Source organism: Alteromonas sp. ABD4_190, from assembly GCF_056160105.1.
On sequence record NZ_JBSWWN010000001.1, the window covers coordinates 2335696 to 2353483 of the forward strand.

A 17788-nucleotide genomic window follows, 5' to 3' on the forward strand; every position below is an offset into this window, starting at 1 on the left:
TAATGGATATATTCTTATCAAGGTGATGCGTGCACAACAACAGACCCAGTGAACTTCGCAGGCTTAGAATCGCTCTTATCATAGGCGCAGTTCTGGTGCTTTTGTTCATGGCTGCCGACTTGGTGTTAATTCCTAGTAGTATGTTCGAGCTCTATATCTTCGACCGTCTACTGCTTCAATTTCCTATTGTAATCGCCGTCGTTGTACTCTCTTTTTGGCGTGATTTTATACGGTATAGAGCGTATATTTTTGCAGGTTTGCTTGTAGCCCTTTCCTACAGCAATTATTGGCTGATTTGGGTATGTTGGGAAGAGCACAATTTTATTTTTCCTTACGAAGGCACCATTTTATATGCGTTCTTCTGCGTATTTGCCTTGGGTATCCCATTCAAATTAGCGATAGCAGCTAATGTTATCAATATCTTTGGGTTTTTAGGGCTGATGTGGTTAGCACCGGTTTACGGTGACAGGGTGTTAATCTCAGCTGCGTTTGTAACAGGTTCGCTGTTTATATGTGTCTATGCGAAGTACAGATTAGATCGCAGTGTGCGCAAGCTTAAAGAAACTAACGACCGATTATTAAAACTTAGCAAGTTCGACCCGTTGACGGACTTACTTAACCGGCGTGCCCTGCGAGATCAAAGTGAAAAACTGTTGGCCTTGAGTAAGCGTCATAATGTCTCTATGGCGGTATTAATGCTCGATTTAGATGACTTTAAAAAATACAACGACAGTTTTGGTCACCAACAGGGCGATGAAGCAATAAAAGTGCAGGCACGTATTATGAAAGAGGTGCTTAAGCGCGAAACTGATATTTTGGGCCGCTACGGTGGCGAAGAATTCATTGTTGTTTTAAGCGATATCAGCAAAGAACAGGTTGAAAAGCACGCACAAGCACTATTGGATAAATGGAAGCAGGCTGAATTAAAACATGCCGAGGGAGCAAAGCACCCGTTTATGAGTTGTTCAATTGGTGTTGCTTACGCCAGTTCAGTTGGCGACACTTCCATTGATTGGCTTATCGATGAAGCCGACAAAGTACTTTATGAAGCTAAAGAAAAAGGAAAAGCACAGTATGTGGTAACAGAAGCACAGTGCTGATATTAACGCTGTGCTTTTGATTTAGACTGTACTCTTAAATTTAAAAATTACAGCTTCACTATCATTTTTCCGGTGTTTTTACCTTCAAACAGCATATTTAAGCCTTTTTCGGCGTTATCTAAACCTTCAATGGTATGCGCGCGGTACTTTATCTTACCTTGCTGTACGTATGGAGTAAGCTTCTGTAAAAGTTGTGGAATTTCACCCCAGTGGTCTGGCATCGCAAACCCACGAATATTAATCCGCTTTTTGATTAGCGGGATCCAATTTGGGCCCGGAGCAGGGTTGTCCGACTGATAGTCGGCAATCATCCCGCACACGACAATACGACCATGGGCATTCATTCTGTTGAATATGTGCTGTTGAATAGGGCCACCCGTATTTTCAAAGAATACGTCAATCTTGTCTGGCGTAAGCTCAGCCAGTTTTTTCTCTAAGTCGTCAGTTTTGTAATTGATTGCGCCGTCAAAACCCAGTTCATTAACAATCCAGTCGGCTTTGTCGTCACTACCTACAACGCCGATTACACGCAGTCCATCAGCTTTTGCCAGTTGACCCACTATAGACCCTACAGAACCCGCTGCACCTGTTACAATAAGGGTTTCACCTTCCTTTGGTTCGCCAAAGTTATAAAGGCCTGTGGTGGCGGTTAACCCAGGCAGCGCAAATACACACAGTGCCATTTCTTCAGCAACACCTTGCTGAAGCTTATTAAAGCCTGAGCCATCACTTAATACATATTCACTCCAGCCAGTCATGCCCATAACTTTGTCGCCTACTGAAAAGCCTGGATTATTAGACTCAACTACTTCGCCCACACCGCTAGAGCGCATAACATCACCAAGTTCTACAGGAGGAATATAGCTTTCCCTGTCTTCGCTCATCCAACCTAACATGGCAGGGTCTAAAGACATGTGAGTTTGCTTAATTAGAATTTGACCATCTTTTGGTGTGGGTATTTCAAGTTCTTTTGTTTCAAATAAATGCGAACCGATTTTTCTATCGTCGGGGCGCTTTACCAAAGTAATAGCTTTATATGTTGGCATTGTATCCTCCTGTACTCGTTAAAAGGGGTGGTGTGCTCAATGTTGAAACGCATTTTGGTTGGTTGAGATCACCCCGCAACTATGAAAATAGGGTGGGGCTTGTTGGTATAAATGCAACCTTTTAGCATAGAATCTATAAATGTGAGTGAAAGATGTGAACAGTTCCAATAGTTATTGGTGATGGTTTTCCAAACATCTGTTAACAATGTAGTGATCTTTATTTAACTATGTATTATCAATGTTGCTTATAAATGCGTCGAAGTTGTTGCTATAATTGTAAAAAATGCGATAAAAGTGCGTAAATAGCGTTTACTTGCATTGAACAAAACTACTCATATCCGTAAAATGCCCGCTGCAATTTTCCCCTATTACAATGAGTATTTTATGAAGCAACAGTTTTCTTTACGTGCCTCAGTTTGCTTAGCGCTTGCTACCTTAGCCTCTTCTTCTGCGCTGGCAGCTGGTTTCCAAGTTAATGAACACAGTGCAAACGGTCTAGGTCGCGCGATGGCCGGTCAAGCGGCAAAGCCAGAGAATGCCTCTATTCTTGCAACCAACCCTGCAGCAATTGGTGTATTTAAAGAAGCTGAGTTTAGTGCATCAGCAAGCTTTATTGATCCTAATGTCGACATCGATGGTGATGTTAGCTTTGCATTAGGCGAAGGCCCGGTTGGACAGCCAATGCCTGCGGCAGAGGACAATATTGCTGACACTGCTATCGTACCTGGATTCTTCTATGTTTCACCTATCAACGATGAGCTATCTGCTGGTGTTGGTGTATTCACTACTTATGGTCTTCGCTCTGATTACTCAGATGATTTCGGTGCCCTTCACTTCGCTGATACAGCAGAAGTTAAAACCGTAACGGTTAACCCTGCGGTTTCCTATAAAGTGAACAAGCAACTTATGGTTGGTTTTGGTGTTAACATCACGTACGCAGAAGCTGAAATTGGCTCTGGAGTTTCGAACACGCTAGCAGGCACAGTTGCGGGTCTAGCTCCAACAGCTGAAGCTTTAGGCATCACTTTACCGACCCTTACTCCTGGTAACTCATTGTTTAGCATGGAAGGTGATGACATAGGTTTCGGTTGGAATGCAGGTGTTTTCTGGCAGCCAACTGACATGACGAATATCGCGCTTTCATATCGCGCGGAAACGAAACTAGAGCTAGAAGGCGCAGTTTCTTCAGAGACACCTGTGTTTCCTATTAATCTTAACCAGCCAGGTAGCCTAGATTTGAATCTTGCCGCTATTACCGAACTAGCGGTTGATCAAAAAATAGATAACCAATGGTCTGTACAAGCAAGCTTGACGTTTACCGACTGGAGCACGTTTGAGAAGCTTGAAGCTAATCTAGAAGACGGTGTTGACTTCTTAATTAAAGAAGAGAACTTTGATGACTCATGGCGTGCGGCTGTTGGTGTTACCTACATCTTAAATGACGAAATTACTCTTCGTGCTGGTTATGCATATGATGATGGTGTGGTTTCGGTAGAGAACCGCTCACTAAGTATTCCAGACACTGACCGTCACTGGTTCTCTGGTGGTATGACTTACACGATGAGCGAAGATACATCAATTGATTTAGCTTATGTATTTATCGATGGCCGCGAGGCGAACATTGATAAAGACAGAACTATTTTAAGTAACGTTCTTCCTGGCACTGACTTCACCACTAACTTCACGGGGACTCAGTCAGCTACAGCGCACATTCTAAGTGTTCAAATGAACACTCGCTTCTAAAAACGAAGAAGATAAGTGCAATAAAAAGGCAGCGTTGTTACGCTGCCTTTTTCGTTTAAGAGCAAATACTTTTTAGGCAAATTTGCCACTAGTCAGTAATTAGATCTGCGCAAATAAATCTTGCAGGCAAGTAATGGCAGCGCTAATTTTGGCCGGCATAAGATCTTGTTTCGGAGTAACCGCATAAACAGTGTAGTCAGGCAATTCCCATTCTGTGAAAAGCTGCTTCATTTCACCTGATTTAAGTAAGTGTCTTACCTCTGGCTCAGGCAATACGGCGTAGCCCAGATTATCTTGAGTAAGCTTTATTAGCGTCTGCATTGAGTTTACATCAATACGCTGCGAGTCCAGTTCAAACTCCCCTTTGCTGTCATGCTTCATCACATAGTCTTCAATATGCCTGTGCACAATGTAAGCATGACCATTCAACTCTTCTGGTGAGGACAAGCTTATGCTAGCTAGCGGGTGCTTATTGGACACGCATAAAATCCGTTTCCATGTAGCAAGCTTCAAACTACTAAAGTTAGTGTCTGAAACTGGGGCGAAGCAAAGTACCAGGTCTGCACTTGATGCAATAATATCTTTCGGTTCATCAGTTACCGTTAAAGATATCGTAATTTTGGGGAATTCTTCACACAGCTTCTTTAACGGTTCACTGAGTAAACCTCCACCAAATCCTTCAGGGGCTATAATGTTAATGTTCCCAGTAGGGTTGTCTTGAAGGCTTTCAATTTTCTGTTGCGCTAGTTCTGCGGTTTGCAGCATTTGCTTGCTGGTGTCGTAGTATATGCGTCCGGCTTCAGTCAGGCTTAAGCTTCGCGTATTTCGGTTAAAAAGACTAAGCCCTATATCATGTTCAAGCTTTCGTAGCTGTTGGCTAATTGCAGAAACAGTCATGTGTAGCTCGCGGGCTGCAACACTCATGCTACCGCTGTCTGTTACCGCAACAAAAACCTGAAGAGAGCGAAGTAATTTGGTATTCATGGCGCAGTTAAATCCTTTCTATTGGCCGAAATCTTGTGAGCCTACATTTGTAGCAAATCAACGACTTTATTGGGTGAATTTTACCTCAGTTAGATGTTGATGAGCGTTTTTCGTTGGGCCCTTTACTCAATTCTTACACAAAAAATGCTTTTAAAATAAATTAAAGCCTTGCGTAGGAATGAACTAAGACGACCAGAGAGTTGTAAACTCTCTGGTCGTCTTAGTTATGAGGCTAATTATTGCAAACACAGTACTGGTGAGTTTGGCGTTAAAAGAAAGAAATTATCGAATAGTTCTAACTAAGTTTATGGTATTGGTGGCAAGCTTGACTTCAACCAAAAACACAATAAGCGCACTGATAAGAAACATCATGGCCAATATGAATAGCACTATAATCGGCGTTTTCAAATCGACCACCCAGAGTGACCCGGAAAACAGCGCCATAATTACCGTACAAACCATTAGCCCCGAAGCGACACAAAGTCCAATCGCCCAGTTGATGACTTTCACCCTGCGCCACAGTACTTTTATTTCTTTTTTAGAGCGGTCGACAATATGTGGATCTGACAAGGTATGAATTTGTCTTTCTGCTACTCTGACCCTATCTGATATTCGCCCCAACCGGGACGACATAACGTTTAGGAACCCCGCAATACCGGTAAGTAAAAATACGGGGGCTACAGCGAATTCGATAAGCTGTGAAAGGCTCGGAATAAGTGTGTCCAATGATTCCTCCAGCGAACATGGTTTTTGTTTAGTGCAACAGTGTTTAACTAATCGCTTAACTTTTTGACAACGCACCGCCTACTTAATGTGCAGAGTTTATCGCCGTGTGTAGTTAGTGAGTAAGGTAACTACTCATTACTTTGATAGCGTTATTAGCCATGTTCAAAGCAAAGTTTACGCCAAGGGTTTAATCACATAATTGGCTTAGTTATCTGAACATTGCAATAGTTTATCGGTTTTTAACCCATTCATTCACTAATTAACGATACACTAGCCCTATTTACTAAAAAAACACCTCTTATCACAAGGATAGATAATGCGCTTTGCCCCAAGCTTTCCACTTTTTTCATTGCTAACTACGGCACTATTGTCTTCTGCCGCTATCGCCCAAGTACCCGATGAAATAGAAAGGATAGAAACTACGTCTTCTCGTATACAGGGCAGTGTGAACGCATCTGGCTACGCTGTATCGTCTATCTCAGCAGAAACGCTTTCACTGCTTTCATTTCAGCATATTCAAGAGTCGCTAAACTATATAGCGGGGGCAGGTGTGCAGCGTGGTAACGGACAAGAGTATCTACCAGCCCTTCGTTCACCCGTATTAACCGGTGCAGGAGCATGCGGTGGTATTTTAGCAGCGGAAGACGGTATTCCGCTTCGAGCAGCAGGCTTTTGCAATATAAATGAATTGTTTGAAGCCCATGGCGAGCTTGCTGAGCGTATTGACGTAATAAAAGGCCCTGCTTCAGCGCTTTATGGGTCTAATGCCATTCACGGCGTTATTAACGTAATCACGCCAGATACCACGCAAGGCGACGGCTTGCTAAGCGCTGATTATGGCTCCTATGGCTTTCATCGCATTAAGCTTAAAGAAGGGAAAGACTTCGGTAGTAGCGGTGTAGGTATTGCAGCTAGCGTAACTCGCGACACCGGTTACAGGGATGAAGAAGGCGTTGACCAAGAGAAAGTCTCTCTTCGCCACAGGCTAGAGTGGGATAACACGGTTATCACGAGCGGCCTTACCTATACCCATTTGGACCAAGAAACTGCCGGCTACATCGAAGGGTTTGAAAGCTACAAAAATAGACAAATAGCCAAAAGCAACCCAAACCCCGAAGCGTTTCGAAAAGCAGAAAGTTTTAGGCTATGGAGCAAGTTCGATACTAACTTTAGCGGCGGCCATGCACTGTCGATTACACCTTACGTACGCAACCAGGACATGCGTTTCCGAATGCATTTTTTACCTGGCAAACCCCTTGAAACGAATGCTCAAAAAGGCGTGGGTGTGCTGTCTCAGTTCAATTATGTCATTAATGACAGCCTAAATGCAGATATAGGATTAGACGTAGAATATACAGAAGGTGAATTAACCCAGTCACAAGACAGCGTCACAGAAGGGTCTGCCTTTTTGGTTGAAACCATACCTGTAGGAAAGCACTATGATTATGATGTAGATGCCACGCTATTTGCGCCGTTCTTTACTTTTAACTGGCAAACTGAGCGTTGGGCTATTTCTGCTGGCGGGCGTTTTGAGTCCATGAAATACGACTACACCAACAATATGAACGTAGGTCGTGTACGTGAAGATGGCACAGAATGTGGGTTTGGCGGCTGTAGATATTCCAGGCCTGAAGACAGTGAAAATAATTTTGATAACTTCAGCCCCAAACTCTCAATTCGTTACCAAATAAATGAGCAAACTCAATTGTTTGGGGGTGTTGCAAGAGGGTATCGCGCCCCTCAGGCTACCGAGCTGTATCGTTTACAGCGTGCGCAGACTGTTACTGATCTTGACTCGGTATCGGCCGATAATCTCGAAGTGGGCGTTACAGGTACGCTATTTGACGGCAGCTATACGCTAAGCCTTTACAGCCTACAAAAAGATAATGTGATTTACCGCGACAGCGACTTTTTCAACGTAAGCAACGGCGAAACCTGGCATAGAGGCGTAGAGCTTACTTTTGACCAACCGTTAAGCGATATACTGCGCTTAGATTTTGCTGGTACATACGCAAGGCATACCTACGAGCACAGTCAGCTCTCAGGTGAACAAGACATTAAAGGCAATGATATCGACACTGCGCCCAAGCTTCAGTTTAACACTCGCTTAAGCTTTGATGTGTCGAGCAAAGTACAAGCGCAGCTAGAGTGGCAGCATGTTGGACGCTATTTTACCGACGCTGAAAACCTAAACGAGTACGAAGGGCATGATTTAGTGCATGCTCGCGTTCGTTACCGTGTGAGCGATGATATTTCGCTGTATGCGCGGGTAAACAATCTACTTGATACGGACTACGCTGAGCGCGCTGATTTTACCAGTTTCACTGGGCCGCGCTATTTTCCTGGGCGCCCTAGGAACTACATGATAACGGCATCGTTTGCGTTATAGGTTTAAATAAACAGCTGTAATAGATAATTATTAATCGTGAAAATACAGACTATTGCCGTGATCCGCTTGTACCCCACAAGCTTCAGGCGTAGTCTGTAGGCATCAGCATGGGTTTCAGTCATGCCATGTATAGCGCTTGGAAAGGTCAGGCGACATACGTGGAATGATTGTTAATAGGTATACCCATGCAAAAAATAGTAATTGTTGGTGGCGGTGCTGGTGGTCTTGAATTAGCCAGTCGCTTAAGCCGCACCCTCGGGAGAAAGAAACAAGCCGAAATCACCCTCGTCGACCGCAGTCGAACCCATATCTGGAAGCCGCTATTACACGAAGTGGCCGCCGGTGTAATTGATAAGCATTCAGACGGTGTGGACTACGCCATCCACGCTGCAGCTCACCACTACCGCTTTCAATTAGGTGAAATGTGCTCGCTTAACGCGCAAGCTCAAACCATAACCTTGTCGCCTTTAATCGATGAAGAAGGGACACAGGTTTTGCCTGAACGCGAGATTCATTATGACCAGTTAGTGCTGGCGGTTGGCAGCGTGAGTAACGACTTTGGCACACCTGGCGTTGCTGAGCACTGCTACTTTCTCGACTCGTTAAAGCAAGCTGAACGCTTTCACAGAGCGCTTCTTAATCAGCTAATCCGCATCAACCAGCAAGAAGATAAAGACGCTAAAATTGATGTCGCCATAGTAGGGGCGGGAGCAACCGGTACTGAACTTGCCGCTCAACTGCACCATGTGGCGAATTTGTCCAAGGCTTACGGAATGCCAGACATGTCAGCTTCTCGTCTTAAAATTACTATAGTAGAAGCCGGAGATCGTATATTGCCTGCGCTACCTGAGCGTATAGCAAACTCTGCAAGAAAAGCGCTGCATAAGCTGGGTGTAGATATTAAAGAGCAGACCATGGTGGCTGAAGCCGATGCCAAAGGGCTGATCACCAAAGACGGTGGGCGCATTGATGCTGATTTAATGGTGTGGGCTGCAGGCGTGAAAGCGCCAGATTTCATAACAAAGCTTGAGCTTTTTGAAACAAATAGAGCGAACCAGATCCTTGTTGATAAGCAGCTTCGCAGTTCATCTCATAAGAATATTTGGGTGTTAGGCGATTGCTGTGGTTTCCAGCAGGAAAATGGGAAGTGGGTGCCGCCTCGAGCGCAGTCTGCCCACCAAATGGCGAATATTGTTGCGCATAATATAACGTCGTTATTTACTCAAAAAGACACGAAAGATTTTACTTACAAGGACTATGGATCCTTGGTTCACTTAAGTAAATACAGCACTGTTGGAAGCTTAATGGGCTCACTGTCAAACAGCAGTATGTTTATAGAAGGGCGTCTAGCTAAGTTGGTTTACGTTTCTTTGTATAATATGCACCAGTTTGCAGTACACGGAAAAATTAAAGGCGCTCTTAAGCTCCTTGTGAAGAAGTTAAGTCAGGCCATCAGCCCTAAGCTGAAGCTTCACTAACCACATATAAAAAAAGCCCCATGTTTGGGGCTTTCTTAAATCATAAATTTAGTTCGCTGGGACTAAATGTAAATAGCTATTGTTTCACGCCTTCAACGTGAAGCTCTAATTCTACCGTTTGCGATGCTGGGCCTAAATCATAGTCGATGCCATAATCTTTAAGTGCAATCGTCGTTGTGCCCATAAAGCCTGCACGATATCCGCCCCATGGGTCTTTGCCTTCGCCAATCTTTTTGGCTTCAATTGTAATAGGCTTTGTCACACCATGAAGCGTGAAGTCACCCATTACATCCATCATGCCATTGCCTTTATCGACAATTTTTGTGCTGACAAACTTCGCCTCTGGAAAGTCGTCAACGTTTAAGAAATCGTCGCTCTTAAGGTGCTTGTCACGCTCTGCGTGGTTTGAGTCGATACTGTCGGTATCGATAGTCACCATAATTTTTGCTGTACTAGGTGCTGCGTCGTCGTAACTAAAAGTACCTTTAAAATCGTTGAAGCGACCAGTAAGCCACGAGTAGCCCAAGTGTTGAATTTTAAAGTTGATAGACGCGTGGGCGCCTTTGCTATCAATCACATAATCTGCGGCGTTAGCGGTGCTTAAAGACAGCGCAGCGGCCAAGGCAAGTGTTAACTTCTTCATCATTTCTCCTTTTTCCTCAATATCATCGAAGCCGTAACATCTGCTTCAGTGTGTCATCGTTACTAATAAAGTGGTGTTTCAGCGCAGCCAGCGCGTGAATGATCGCCAATACAATCACTGACCACGCAATATAAAAATGGGCCTCTCCTGCAATGTCTTCTTGATTTTCAAAGAATTCGCCCATTGCAGGTACAGAAAACCAATTAAATACGTCGATGCTTCTTCCATCGGCCGTTGAAATTAAATAGCCGCTCGCGAATAGCGCGATAATTAAGGTGTACAGAAGCCCATGACCTATGCGACTTAACCTTTTTTCTAACGGGGTGCCATGTGACGGCGGCCGTGAAGTAACAACGCGCGTGACTAAGCGAATAACAGTGATGGCAAGCAAAATTAAACCAACACTCTTGTGCCAATGCGGTGCCGTCTTATACCAGTCGCTGTAATATGTGAGGTCGACCATCCACAGCCCTGAAGCAAACATGCCGACAATGGCAATGGCAGATATCCAATGCAAAATAACTATAGGTCTGGACCATCTTGGTTTCATATCACTTCCGTTATTACTTACTTGCAATCAGGTTGTTTAGAGCTTCAGTTAATGCGTTATCTCAAACGCTAGATGACCGCTGAAAAAACACCTCATGGATCAGTTGAATCTAGTGTATTTCTAATTACGTTGGTTAAACATCACATTTAATGGGAGTGTTCGTTCTTGTTTTTAGAACGAATGTACAGCAAACAACCCACCAAACCTGAGTCGCGACACGGTTAGTTTTCGAAGACGCGTCGTTTAATGGCCGATAAAATGCGCTAAACACCTCTATTAAACGCGCTAAATACTCTTATAGTTTAAATAGGCAGTAACAAAAGTGGCTGCTTTGCTTCAATGTTGTTTAGTTCAGTAGAGGTTGTACGCTTTGCGCGTTTCGTACGTTTTGTTGGCCGTTATTCTGCCAGCGTTATTTTCATCACTAGTATCCGTCTCAGTATTGGGAGAGGGAAGAAGTGTGCAAAATATTGCGGGGCAGTCGAACAGTGCAAGTACGCTCTCAACCCTCATTAGCGAATGGGAAAGCTCCGCTTTTGAAGTATCTGACGACGACATTGATGATGGCATTTCGTTTGTCGACATCACCAGCGGCTTGGAAAAATACCGGTTTTCGGCGGGTAAAACGATTGATGCAAAAGCCCTTACTAGGCAGCGCGCTAACATCATTCGAGGGCCACCTTCTTTCACTTAATCATTAAAAAAACTGAATTTTTTATTTTTGATTAGGAGAAAGGTATGCACGCCTTAAATCTATATAAAACCGAAGCTATCGATACATTGGCATGGCCGGTTGTTGAAAACACCATTACTGTAAAATCATCTGCTATGGCGGTCTTCACTGACTTTAAGCAGCACTTACCACACGTTATTGATGCTCGAACGCCAGCGACGAAAGTAGAGTCGATCATGCGTCAGTCTCATGTTCGTATGATGCTGGTGGTAAACAGTGAGAACCGTTTCGTTGGTATTGTGACCAGCCATGATGTAGGTGAACAGCAAATCATTCAGCGTGTAAGCGAGCTCAAGATTAAGCGAGAAGAGCTCACTGTTCATGATTTCATGCGTCCTAAAACCTCGCTCATGTCGTTCGATTTCAGTGAGCTAGTACGTTCATCAGTGGGCGACGTGATAGAAACACTCAAAGACTACGGGCAGCACCATTGCCTTGTCATGGACAGAGACAGCCATGAAATTCGTGGTGTAATTAGCGTTAGTGATATTGCGAGAGAGTTGCGCTTGCCCCTTGATATACAAGGTAAGCCTACGTTCGCCGAGCTCATCACTATATTAGCGGCTTAAACTTCCATTTTATAAGTTTTGGACCATACTTTTACTGCGCGTTGTCGTTAAACAACGCGCAGTAAAACGCATATAGTCCACAATGCAATTTGGCTATGTGCTGACCAGAATATTAATAAAAATGATTAGGTGGTTGTATGAGGTACGCGCATGGTGAGTTTATTGTGACTCTGTGTGGTGATTCGGTAGTAACACAAGCCTACGGGCCTTGGAATAGGGAATGTGTAAAAAGTTTTGGTGAGGAATATCGCACCAGCGCGGAAGGGTTATTTGGAAAGGTGTGGTGTAATATCGTGTGCGTTACAGGAGAGTCGCTGCTGATACCCGATGCAGAAGCACAGCTGCGCGAGCGTACGGCGGCAATGCAACCTTTGGGCTTGACTCACGTTGCGGTTGTATTAGGTGACTCGACAGCAAAAGCAACGACTACGGGGCAACTTAAACGCGTGTACAAAGGGCTCAATATCGAAGTTACGTTTGTTGAACTATTCGAAGAGGCCGTTGAATGGCTTTCCGAGCACAGGTTTAATATCGAACCAGAAGGTATCTCATCACATTTAGCAAAAGTTGCAGCAAAGCAAGCGTCTTAGTTGGGGACGTTTAAAGTGAATTGTTAACTAGCAAGCGAGTTGGTATGTATTTCGCAAATCAATGCATAGATAGCTAAAAAATCTTGTTGCGATTGTTTGATGAAACGAGGCGAAATTATGAATAGATCACCATTTCCTACCAGCGTAGTAACCAAAGCGTTCACTTGGGCTTATCAAGAACTGGGTTTAAATATCAAACAAGCTTCTGAAATATTGGGTATTTCTCCTTCATCTCTTGCGCAAACTACCTTGCTTGGTTTTGAAAGCGGCACAGCGGAGTACCGAAAGCAGCTTGCATTTATTCGTATGTATCATTTACTCATCTCATTGTCAGAAGGGGACAGTGAACAAATGAAAACGTGGTTTAGTAGCTACAATATTACGCTTGAATCGAGTCCTCTTGAGATGTGTAAGGAATACGATGGTATTGAGCGTGTGGCTGACCAGCTGCGTAAATTAAAACAGACTGAATCTGGCAGACAAAACGCGCTGGCTATTGTTGAGTTCTCTCACAATGCTCACACTTCAAAAATGGGCGCTGTGTTTCATTAGTCGACTTGTCGCCCTTTGCTGTCAATCTCGACAATAAAGTCGGCACATATTTGCGCTTGAGTAATGGGTATCATGTGCCCTGCGTTAGGAATTATTTTCTGTACGGCCGTGCCTATTGAAGAAGTAACAGCTTCGATATGCTCGCTTGGCTTTAAAATTGTGTCCTTTTCTCCATACAAGATACCCACTGGACATTGGATGTCATTGTAATAGTTCTGCTGTCTATGCAGGCTACCTTGTGCAGAGACTGTATCTCGGCTTCCTTCATAAAAGCTTCGCGAGTGAAGCGCGAGTAAGCCGCCGCCTTCTATAGAAAAGGATGAAGGAACCGGCTCTGGGTGAAAGATTTGAGCAACCTGCTTTCGTCCCAACTTTGCTCTTAACGGGCTGGCGATGGTTTTCGCTACACTATTGCGCACGAATTCATTAGGTATATACAGTACCGAAAGTGGGCCTGCACCACCTTTAAGTGGCGTAGTTAACGGGCATAGCAATGACACAGAAGTGATTTTTTCAGGCGCGTCTATAGCCATTCTTAATGCAATACCCCCGCCCATCGAGTGACCAGCAATACTGACTTTTTCAATGCCCTCTTTTTCCATCCATTCTAATATCATTTTGCTTTGCTGCTCAAAGCTGGCTGATGTGGTTTTGTATCGACTAGAAAAACCGCAACCAGGACGGTCTACGGAATAAACCGTGTAATGCTGCGCGAGGGTTTTGGCTAATTCATTAAAGTTGTTACTATTGCCTAGTAAGCCGTGAATAAGTAAAAGTGATGGTCCATTCCCTTGTTTTTGCCAGTGAATAATTCCTCCCTCGACAGGGGTAAGTTTTCCCGACGGCCGAAACGCTGACTCGATGCTGCTATCCATTTTTGCAGTAAACCAAATAAGACCTACAAAGATACAAATAACGACAAGTAAAATAATCAGCATGTTGCGTTTCCAAGATTGGGGAGAAATTAACCTATCGGGTTACCATTGAACGGTCAAGTTACCAATGAGTTATAGTCGCAAGTTATTCGCGTGATAAAAACGCAAAATACATTATACGCCATACCATTAAGAATATAGGAACTGATATGGAATTACCGATAACCCACTCTATCTCGATAGATGAGAGCGAGGCCGAACTTCAGGCTATTCGGGCTCAGGGTAGTGGCGGACAAAACGTCAATAAAGTAAGTAGCGCAATACATTTGCGATTTGATATCAATAAGTCGACCTTACCAGACAAGCTAAAAGCCAAATTACTGAATGCGAAAGATAGTCGCGTCACCAATGACGGAGTATTTGTGTTAAAAGCACAAAATTTTCGCACTCAAGAACAAAATAGAGAGGATGCGTTAGCGCGCCTTGTCGCGTGGATTAAGGCCGCAACTGTAGAACAAAAGCCGCGTATAAAAACTAAGGCGAGTCGAGCGGCTAAAGCCCGTCGTTTAGATGTAAAAAAACAACAGGGCGCGAAAAAATCTATGCGTAAGAAAGTGGAATTTTAAGCAAAACTACTCTAAAGTATTAAGTCTGTTAGATGTCATTTCGCAAGACAACGGAAAATTCTTACAATAATAAATGAATGTGTCTTGTGCTTATGCTAATTATTGGAACTTAAGGAAGCATATAAAGTGACGCGTTCGAACGTTATTCCTATGGTGCTATTTGCAGCCATAGTAGTGTCGCTTGGGATTAATACACCGCAAGCCGCAAATGAGATTATTGCTCGTTTGTTCAATAAATCTATTTCTAATACCGAACTTCAGCCTTCTCAGGAAGATGTTGATCGTTTTCAGGCAATTCTCACTGACAAATCAGAGAAAGAAGTTCGAGATATTTTGGCGCAACGTGCGCTTGGTAATAAAATCACTGAATCTGTACTTTCTGATTTTGCCGATAAAAACGCGATAGAGCCCAACGAAAGTGAAATTCAATCTGCGTATTCCGTGATAAAGCTGTGGACAGTTGATTTAGACGAAAATGGCGCCTATCACAACGACGAGTTAGAGCGTTACCGTCTTGCGATGGCCGAAGGCATGGCTAAAAGTTGGAAAGTATCTAAAGCGCTTTACGAGGCCTACGGCGGCGATGTGGTTTTCCAACAAGACAACCCTTTAACACCTGTAGGTGCTTACCAAAAGCTGTTTGAGCAGTATCGAGAACAAGGTGAGTTTGTCATTTACGACCCTGTCTTTAAAGCAGCGTTTTGGAGCTCGGTCAAAATGAAATATGCTAAAACCTACGACCCCGATAACATAGATTACTCTCTTCCTTGGTGGGAAAAGAGTATGACTGCTTCAGGAAAATAACTTAAATAAAGCCCTGTTTTTACGGGGCTTTTTTAATTATCTTCAAAAAATCATTTTTCAGTGGAATAAATCGTTTTCTCTAATCGTTATCTCAGTGTCCTTTATGAAAAACGGAGATAACCGGATGAAAAAGTTAAACACTGCAATTGCACTAGCGTTAGGTATCGTATCAACGTCGGCCTTGGCTCAAGAAGCCACGCTTTCTGCAAATACTTCAGCGAATACATCTACATCGCTTTCGCTATCAAGCGGTACAAACACCCAATCTGCTACTCAAGTAAATGCGCAGACTACTACTGAAGGCGAAGCAACTACGCAAAGCCAAGTGTCTACCGAGAGTTCAGCCGATGCTGACGGACAGTTATCAGCATCACAAACGTCCACTGATGGAGCTGCTTCTGCAGCATCAGACATGGCTAATTCTATGACCACGTCAGTGGCAGGAACACTAACGGGGAGTGCTTCAGGTTCATTATCTACACTGTTATCTGCGTCTGAAAACGCTGAACAAATCGACGGGGCAGAAGGTGAAGCAGAAAGTACAGCCCAGACCGCGCAAGGTTTGGCATCAAACCAAATAGGGGTGCTAGCAAACAATAGCGTTAACAATAATGCAGGTGGTTCGCTAAATGGTAGTTTAAGCGGTGCACTTAATAATACTGCAGAAACAGCAGCAGGCAGTATCTTATCGGTCACGGCAGACAGCACGGCTTCAGGCGCCGCTGAAAATGCCGTAAACAGCGACGTAGCCAATACAGTAGTAAGCTCAGTAGCCGGTTCTGTAACCGGGACGGTTGGCACCGCTGTGGAAGGGACTGTTACTGACATGGTAGCAAGCTCTGTTGAAGGTGCAGTGTCAGGTACTGTTGAACAAACTGTGTCTGCGACGGTGGTAAATACGGTAGAGAGCACGGTTGAGAGCACGGTTGCAAGCACGGTAAATAATACAGTGGCAAGTACCGTCGAGAGCACCGTTACCGGTACGGTTAACGACAATGTAGCTTCAAGTATCTCAGGTGCACTTGGCCTTTAATTTTACGGCCTAAACCACTAGGTGGGAATAGAGCAATCTAGAGCTAGCGCTGTAAACAGCCACCTTAAAATCTGAGTTCGGCTTGTCTAACTAGAAGGCAAGCCGCTCATTAAGGCCTAGACTGAAGACGCGAACACATGACTTCGCTATTGTGCACTTTTGGAGTCTGTTGACCTTTAATGTACAAAAAGGTCGTCAGGCACCAATTAAAGCCAGCCGCTCAACTCAAAACTCACATCTCGCCATGCTTATAAAGCCATAAACGCCCTCCCTAAGTTTTACTTTCTCTGTAATAGGTATCGACAATGAAAACGCAAACAATCCAACATTCATCAGCAAAAACCAACGTTACTCTTGGCGGCCGCAAACGCCTTTCACTTGCAGCAACTGCTGTCTTACTTGGTTGTAGTGCAGCCTATGCGGGCGCTGATAATCAACCCCATGACGATAAAAGTGCGGATCATGCTGAAGCAGAGCATCAAACGATTTCATTCTCAGGCTCTGGGTATATAGGGTACCGTTCTGATAGCAACGTAAGTGTAAGCGAACTCGATACAAATTCAGATGCAGCCGACGGCGCTTTACAGGCGGAGGCGCAGCTAAAGGTATCGTTGATGCCTACAGCTAAGTGGGAAAACGTACTGTCGATAAGTCAGGCTAATACCAACTATCAAACCTTAAGTGAGTTTGATCTAGGCCTTACCACATTGTCTGCAAGCACCAGCTATACGTTTGACGTTGCTAAGCTAGGTGCGCACTACTATCACGCTAGTGCCAAGCTCGACGGGCGAGACTTTTTAACCTATCAGCAGTATGGGCTATCTGCCGGAAAATTATTGGGGCAGCAAACTTATTTGCGCCTTAGTAGCGACATTATCGATAAACAATTCGGGAACACGCCAGAAGGGGCACCTATTCGAGATAGTGAAGCCGTTGCCGTGCGCAGTGACCTTTTTTACTTCTTCGAAGGGGAAGACTTTTTCCAAATCGCACTTAAGTATCAAAATGAAGATGCTCAAGATAGTGTGTTCGATTACATAGGTAAGGGGGTAGATCTTGCCTACACCTATCCTATTGCGATGTTTAATAAACCTCTTAAGCTGAAAGTTGGCTATCAGCTAGACTTGAGAGACTACGCCTCAGAGAAAGATGGAGGTATAGGCAGGGAAGACGACAGGCATGTTGTTGAAATGAGTGCAGACTATGCCATTCACAACAATGTCGATATAAAACTGTCTACCCAATATGGCGACTATGCCTCGAGTGTCGATGGCGCAAATTATAAAGAAACCATCGCCGAGTTAGGTGTTAACGTTCATTTCTAGTAAACGTTAATGCAAACCTTAC

18 protein-coding genes are annotated in these 17788 nt (G+C 44.1%); 12 read left to right on the forward strand and 6 right to left on the reverse strand.

Features of this window, described 5'->3' with window-relative positions:
- Positions 1 to 29: 29 nt before the first annotated feature.
- A complete protein-coding gene (locus ACXAFM_RS10320; protein ID WP_474834434.1) occupies positions 30 to 1100 on the forward strand; it encodes a GGDEF domain-containing protein in 1071 nt (356 codons plus the stop codon).
- A 47-nt stretch (positions 1101 to 1147) separates the two neighbouring features.
- Here the strand turns inward: ACXAFM_RS10320 and ACXAFM_RS10325 are convergent, their stop codons facing one another.
- Positions 1148 to 2146 (reverse strand): NADP-dependent oxidoreductase, encoded by a 999-nt coding sequence (locus tag ACXAFM_RS10325; protein ID WP_474834436.1) that lies wholly within the window; start codon positions 2144 to 2146, stop codon positions 1148 to 1150.
- 384 nt (positions 2147 to 2530) lie between these two features.
- Here ACXAFM_RS10325 and ACXAFM_RS10330 point away from each other — a divergent pair, with 384 nt between their 5' ends.
- The gene (locus tag ACXAFM_RS10330; RefSeq protein WP_474834438.1) at positions 2531 to 3889 is read left to right on the forward strand and encodes an OmpP1/FadL family transporter; all 1359 of its coding nucleotides are present in this window, start codon (positions 2531 to 2533) and stop codon (positions 3887 to 3889) included.
- Positions 3890 to 3988: 99 nt separating this feature from the next.
- Here the strand turns inward: ACXAFM_RS10330 and ACXAFM_RS10335 are convergent, their stop codons facing one another.
- Both ACXAFM_RS10335 and ACXAFM_RS10340 read right to left on the reverse strand, forming a co-directional pair.
- Positions 3989 to 4873, reverse strand: a complete 885-nt coding sequence (locus tag ACXAFM_RS10335) for a LysR family transcriptional regulator (RefSeq protein ID WP_474834439.1) — start codon at positions 4871 to 4873, stop codon at positions 3989 to 3991.
- A 282-nt stretch (positions 4874 to 5155) separates the two neighbouring features.
- Positions 5156 to 5599, reverse strand: coding sequence for a DUF2721 domain-containing protein (locus ACXAFM_RS10340; protein WP_118491429.1), 444 nt, complete (start codon positions 5597 to 5599; stop codon positions 5156 to 5158).
- Between the two features lie 316 nt (positions 5600 to 5915).
- On the opposite strand from ACXAFM_RS10340, the gene ACXAFM_RS10345 reads away from it, so the two are divergent.
- Both ACXAFM_RS10345 and ACXAFM_RS10350 read left to right on the forward strand, forming a co-directional pair.
- Entirely contained in the window at positions 5916 to 7988 is a 2073-nt protein-coding gene (locus ACXAFM_RS10345) for a TonB-dependent receptor (RefSeq protein WP_474834441.1), read from the forward strand.
- Positions 7989 to 8173: 185 nt separating this feature from the next.
- Positions 8174 to 9466 carry an NAD(P)/FAD-dependent oxidoreductase gene (locus tag ACXAFM_RS10350; protein ID WP_474834443.1) on the forward strand — a complete coding sequence of 431 codons (1293 nt, stop codon included), beginning with the start codon at positions 8174 to 8176 and terminating at the stop codon, positions 9464 to 9466.
- A gap of 76 nt (positions 9467 to 9542) precedes the next feature.
- Here the strand turns inward: ACXAFM_RS10350 and ACXAFM_RS10355 are convergent, their stop codons facing one another.
- Together ACXAFM_RS10355 and ACXAFM_RS10360 are read right to left on the reverse strand one after the other, a co-directional pair.
- A complete protein-coding gene (locus ACXAFM_RS10355; protein ID WP_474803851.1) occupies positions 9543 to 10109 on the reverse strand; it encodes a YceI family protein in 567 nt (188 codons plus the stop codon).
- Between the two features lie 22 nt (positions 10110 to 10131).
- A complete protein-coding gene (locus tag ACXAFM_RS10360; RefSeq protein WP_474834445.1) occupies positions 10132 to 10659 on the reverse strand; it encodes a cytochrome b in 528 nt (175 codons plus the stop codon).
- A gap of 460 nt (positions 10660 to 11119) precedes the next feature.
- Here ACXAFM_RS10360 and ACXAFM_RS10365 point away from each other — a divergent pair, with 460 nt between their 5' ends.
- The 4 genes from ACXAFM_RS10365 to ACXAFM_RS10380 all read left to right on the forward strand — a co-directional run bounded on the left by ACXAFM_RS10365 (position 11120) and on the right by ACXAFM_RS10380 (position 13103).
- Positions 11120 to 11353 carry a hypothetical protein gene (locus ACXAFM_RS10365; protein ID WP_474834447.1) on the forward strand — a complete coding sequence of 78 codons (234 nt, stop codon included), beginning with the start codon at positions 11120 to 11122 and terminating at the stop codon, positions 11351 to 11353.
- Between the two features lie 44 nt (positions 11354 to 11397).
- A complete protein-coding gene (locus ACXAFM_RS10370; protein ID WP_474829219.1) occupies positions 11398 to 11961 on the forward strand; it encodes a CBS domain-containing protein in 564 nt (187 codons plus the stop codon).
- 137 nt (positions 11962 to 12098) lie between these two features.
- On the forward strand, positions 12099 to 12551 hold the full coding sequence (locus ACXAFM_RS10375) for a hypothetical protein (RefSeq protein ID WP_474834449.1): 453 nt from the start codon (positions 12099 to 12101) through the stop codon (positions 12549 to 12551).
- Between the two features lie 117 nt (positions 12552 to 12668).
- Positions 12669 to 13103, forward strand: a complete 435-nt coding sequence (locus ACXAFM_RS10380; protein ID WP_474834451.1) for a hypothetical protein — start codon at positions 12669 to 12671, stop codon at positions 13101 to 13103.
- Here ACXAFM_RS10380 and ACXAFM_RS10385 read toward each other — a convergent pair.
- On the reverse strand, positions 13100 to 14041 hold the full coding sequence (locus ACXAFM_RS10385) for an alpha/beta fold hydrolase (RefSeq protein WP_474834453.1): 942 nt from the start codon (positions 14039 to 14041) through the stop codon (positions 13100 to 13102). The genes ACXAFM_RS10380 and ACXAFM_RS10385 overlap by 4 nt on opposite strands.
- A gap of 146 nt (positions 14042 to 14187) precedes the next feature.
- On the opposite strand from ACXAFM_RS10385, the gene arfB reads away from it, so the two are divergent.
- The 4 genes from arfB to ACXAFM_RS10405 all read left to right on the forward strand — a co-directional run bounded on the left by arfB (position 14188) and on the right by ACXAFM_RS10405 (position 17766).
- Complete coding sequence (gene arfB, locus ACXAFM_RS10390; RefSeq protein WP_474829226.1) at positions 14188 to 14604, forward strand: alternative ribosome rescue aminoacyl-tRNA hydrolase ArfB; 417 nt, start codon at positions 14188 to 14190, stop codon at positions 14602 to 14604.
- Between the two features lie 126 nt (positions 14605 to 14730).
- Positions 14731 to 15408, forward strand: coding sequence for a hypothetical protein (locus ACXAFM_RS10395; RefSeq protein WP_474834455.1), 678 nt, complete (start codon positions 14731 to 14733; stop codon positions 15406 to 15408).
- Between the two features lie 124 nt (positions 15409 to 15532).
- Positions 15533 to 16441, forward strand: a complete 909-nt coding sequence (locus tag ACXAFM_RS10400) for a hypothetical protein (protein WP_474834457.1) — start codon at positions 15533 to 15535, stop codon at positions 16439 to 16441.
- A 305-nt stretch (positions 16442 to 16746) separates the two neighbouring features.
- A complete protein-coding gene (locus tag ACXAFM_RS10405; protein ID WP_474834459.1) occupies positions 16747 to 17766 on the forward strand; it encodes an outer membrane beta-barrel protein in 1020 nt (339 codons plus the stop codon).
- Positions 17767 to 17788 lie beyond the last annotated feature (22 nt).

Bases quoted from the DNA above. Each gene is read 5' to 3' on its own strand.
- ACXAFM_RS10325 (WP_474834436.1), bottom strand. From the start codon at position 2,146: ATGCCAACATATAAAGCTATTACTTTGGTAAAGCGCCCCGACGATAGA.
- ACXAFM_RS10330 (WP_474834438.1), top strand. From the start codon at position 2,531: ATGAAGCAACAGTTTTCTTTACGTGCCTCAGTTTGCTTAGCGCTTGCT.
- ACXAFM_RS10335 (WP_474834439.1), bottom strand. From the start codon at position 4,873: ATGAATACCAAATTACTTCGCTCTCTTCAGGTTTTTGTTGCGGTAACA.
- ACXAFM_RS10345 (WP_474834441.1), top strand. From the start codon at position 5,916: ATGCGCTTTGCCCCAAGCTTTCCACTTTTTTCATTGCTAACTACGGCA.
- ACXAFM_RS10350 (WP_474834443.1), top strand. From the start codon at position 8,174: ATGCAAAAAATAGTAATTGTTGGTGGCGGTGCTGGTGGTCTTGAATTA.
- ACXAFM_RS10355 (WP_474803851.1), bottom strand. From the start codon at position 10,109: ATGAAGAAGTTAACACTTGCCTTGGCCGCTGCGCTGTCTTTAAGCACC.
- ACXAFM_RS10360 (WP_474834445.1), bottom strand. From the start codon at position 10,659: ATGAAACCAAGATGGTCCAGACCTATAGTTATTTTGCATTGGATATCT.
- ACXAFM_RS10370 (WP_474829219.1), top strand. From the start codon at position 11,398: ATGCACGCCTTAAATCTATATAAAACCGAAGCTATCGATACATTGGCA.
- ACXAFM_RS10375 (WP_474834449.1), top strand. From the start codon at position 12,099: ATGAGGTACGCGCATGGTGAGTTTATTGTGACTCTGTGTGGTGATTCG.
- ACXAFM_RS10380 (WP_474834451.1), top strand. From the start codon at position 12,669: ATGAATAGATCACCATTTCCTACCAGCGTAGTAACCAAAGCGTTCACT.
- ACXAFM_RS10385 (WP_474834453.1), bottom strand. From the start codon at position 14,041: ATGCTGATTATTTTACTTGTCGTTATTTGTATCTTTGTAGGTCTTATT.
- arfB (WP_474829226.1), top strand. From the start codon at position 14,188: ATGGAATTACCGATAACCCACTCTATCTCGATAGATGAGAGCGAGGCC.
- ACXAFM_RS10400 (WP_474834457.1), top strand. From the start codon at position 15,533: ATGAAAAAGTTAAACACTGCAATTGCACTAGCGTTAGGTATCGTATCA.
- ACXAFM_RS10405 (WP_474834459.1), top strand. From the start codon at position 16,747: ATGAAAACGCAAACAATCCAACATTCATCAGCAAAAACCAACGTTACT.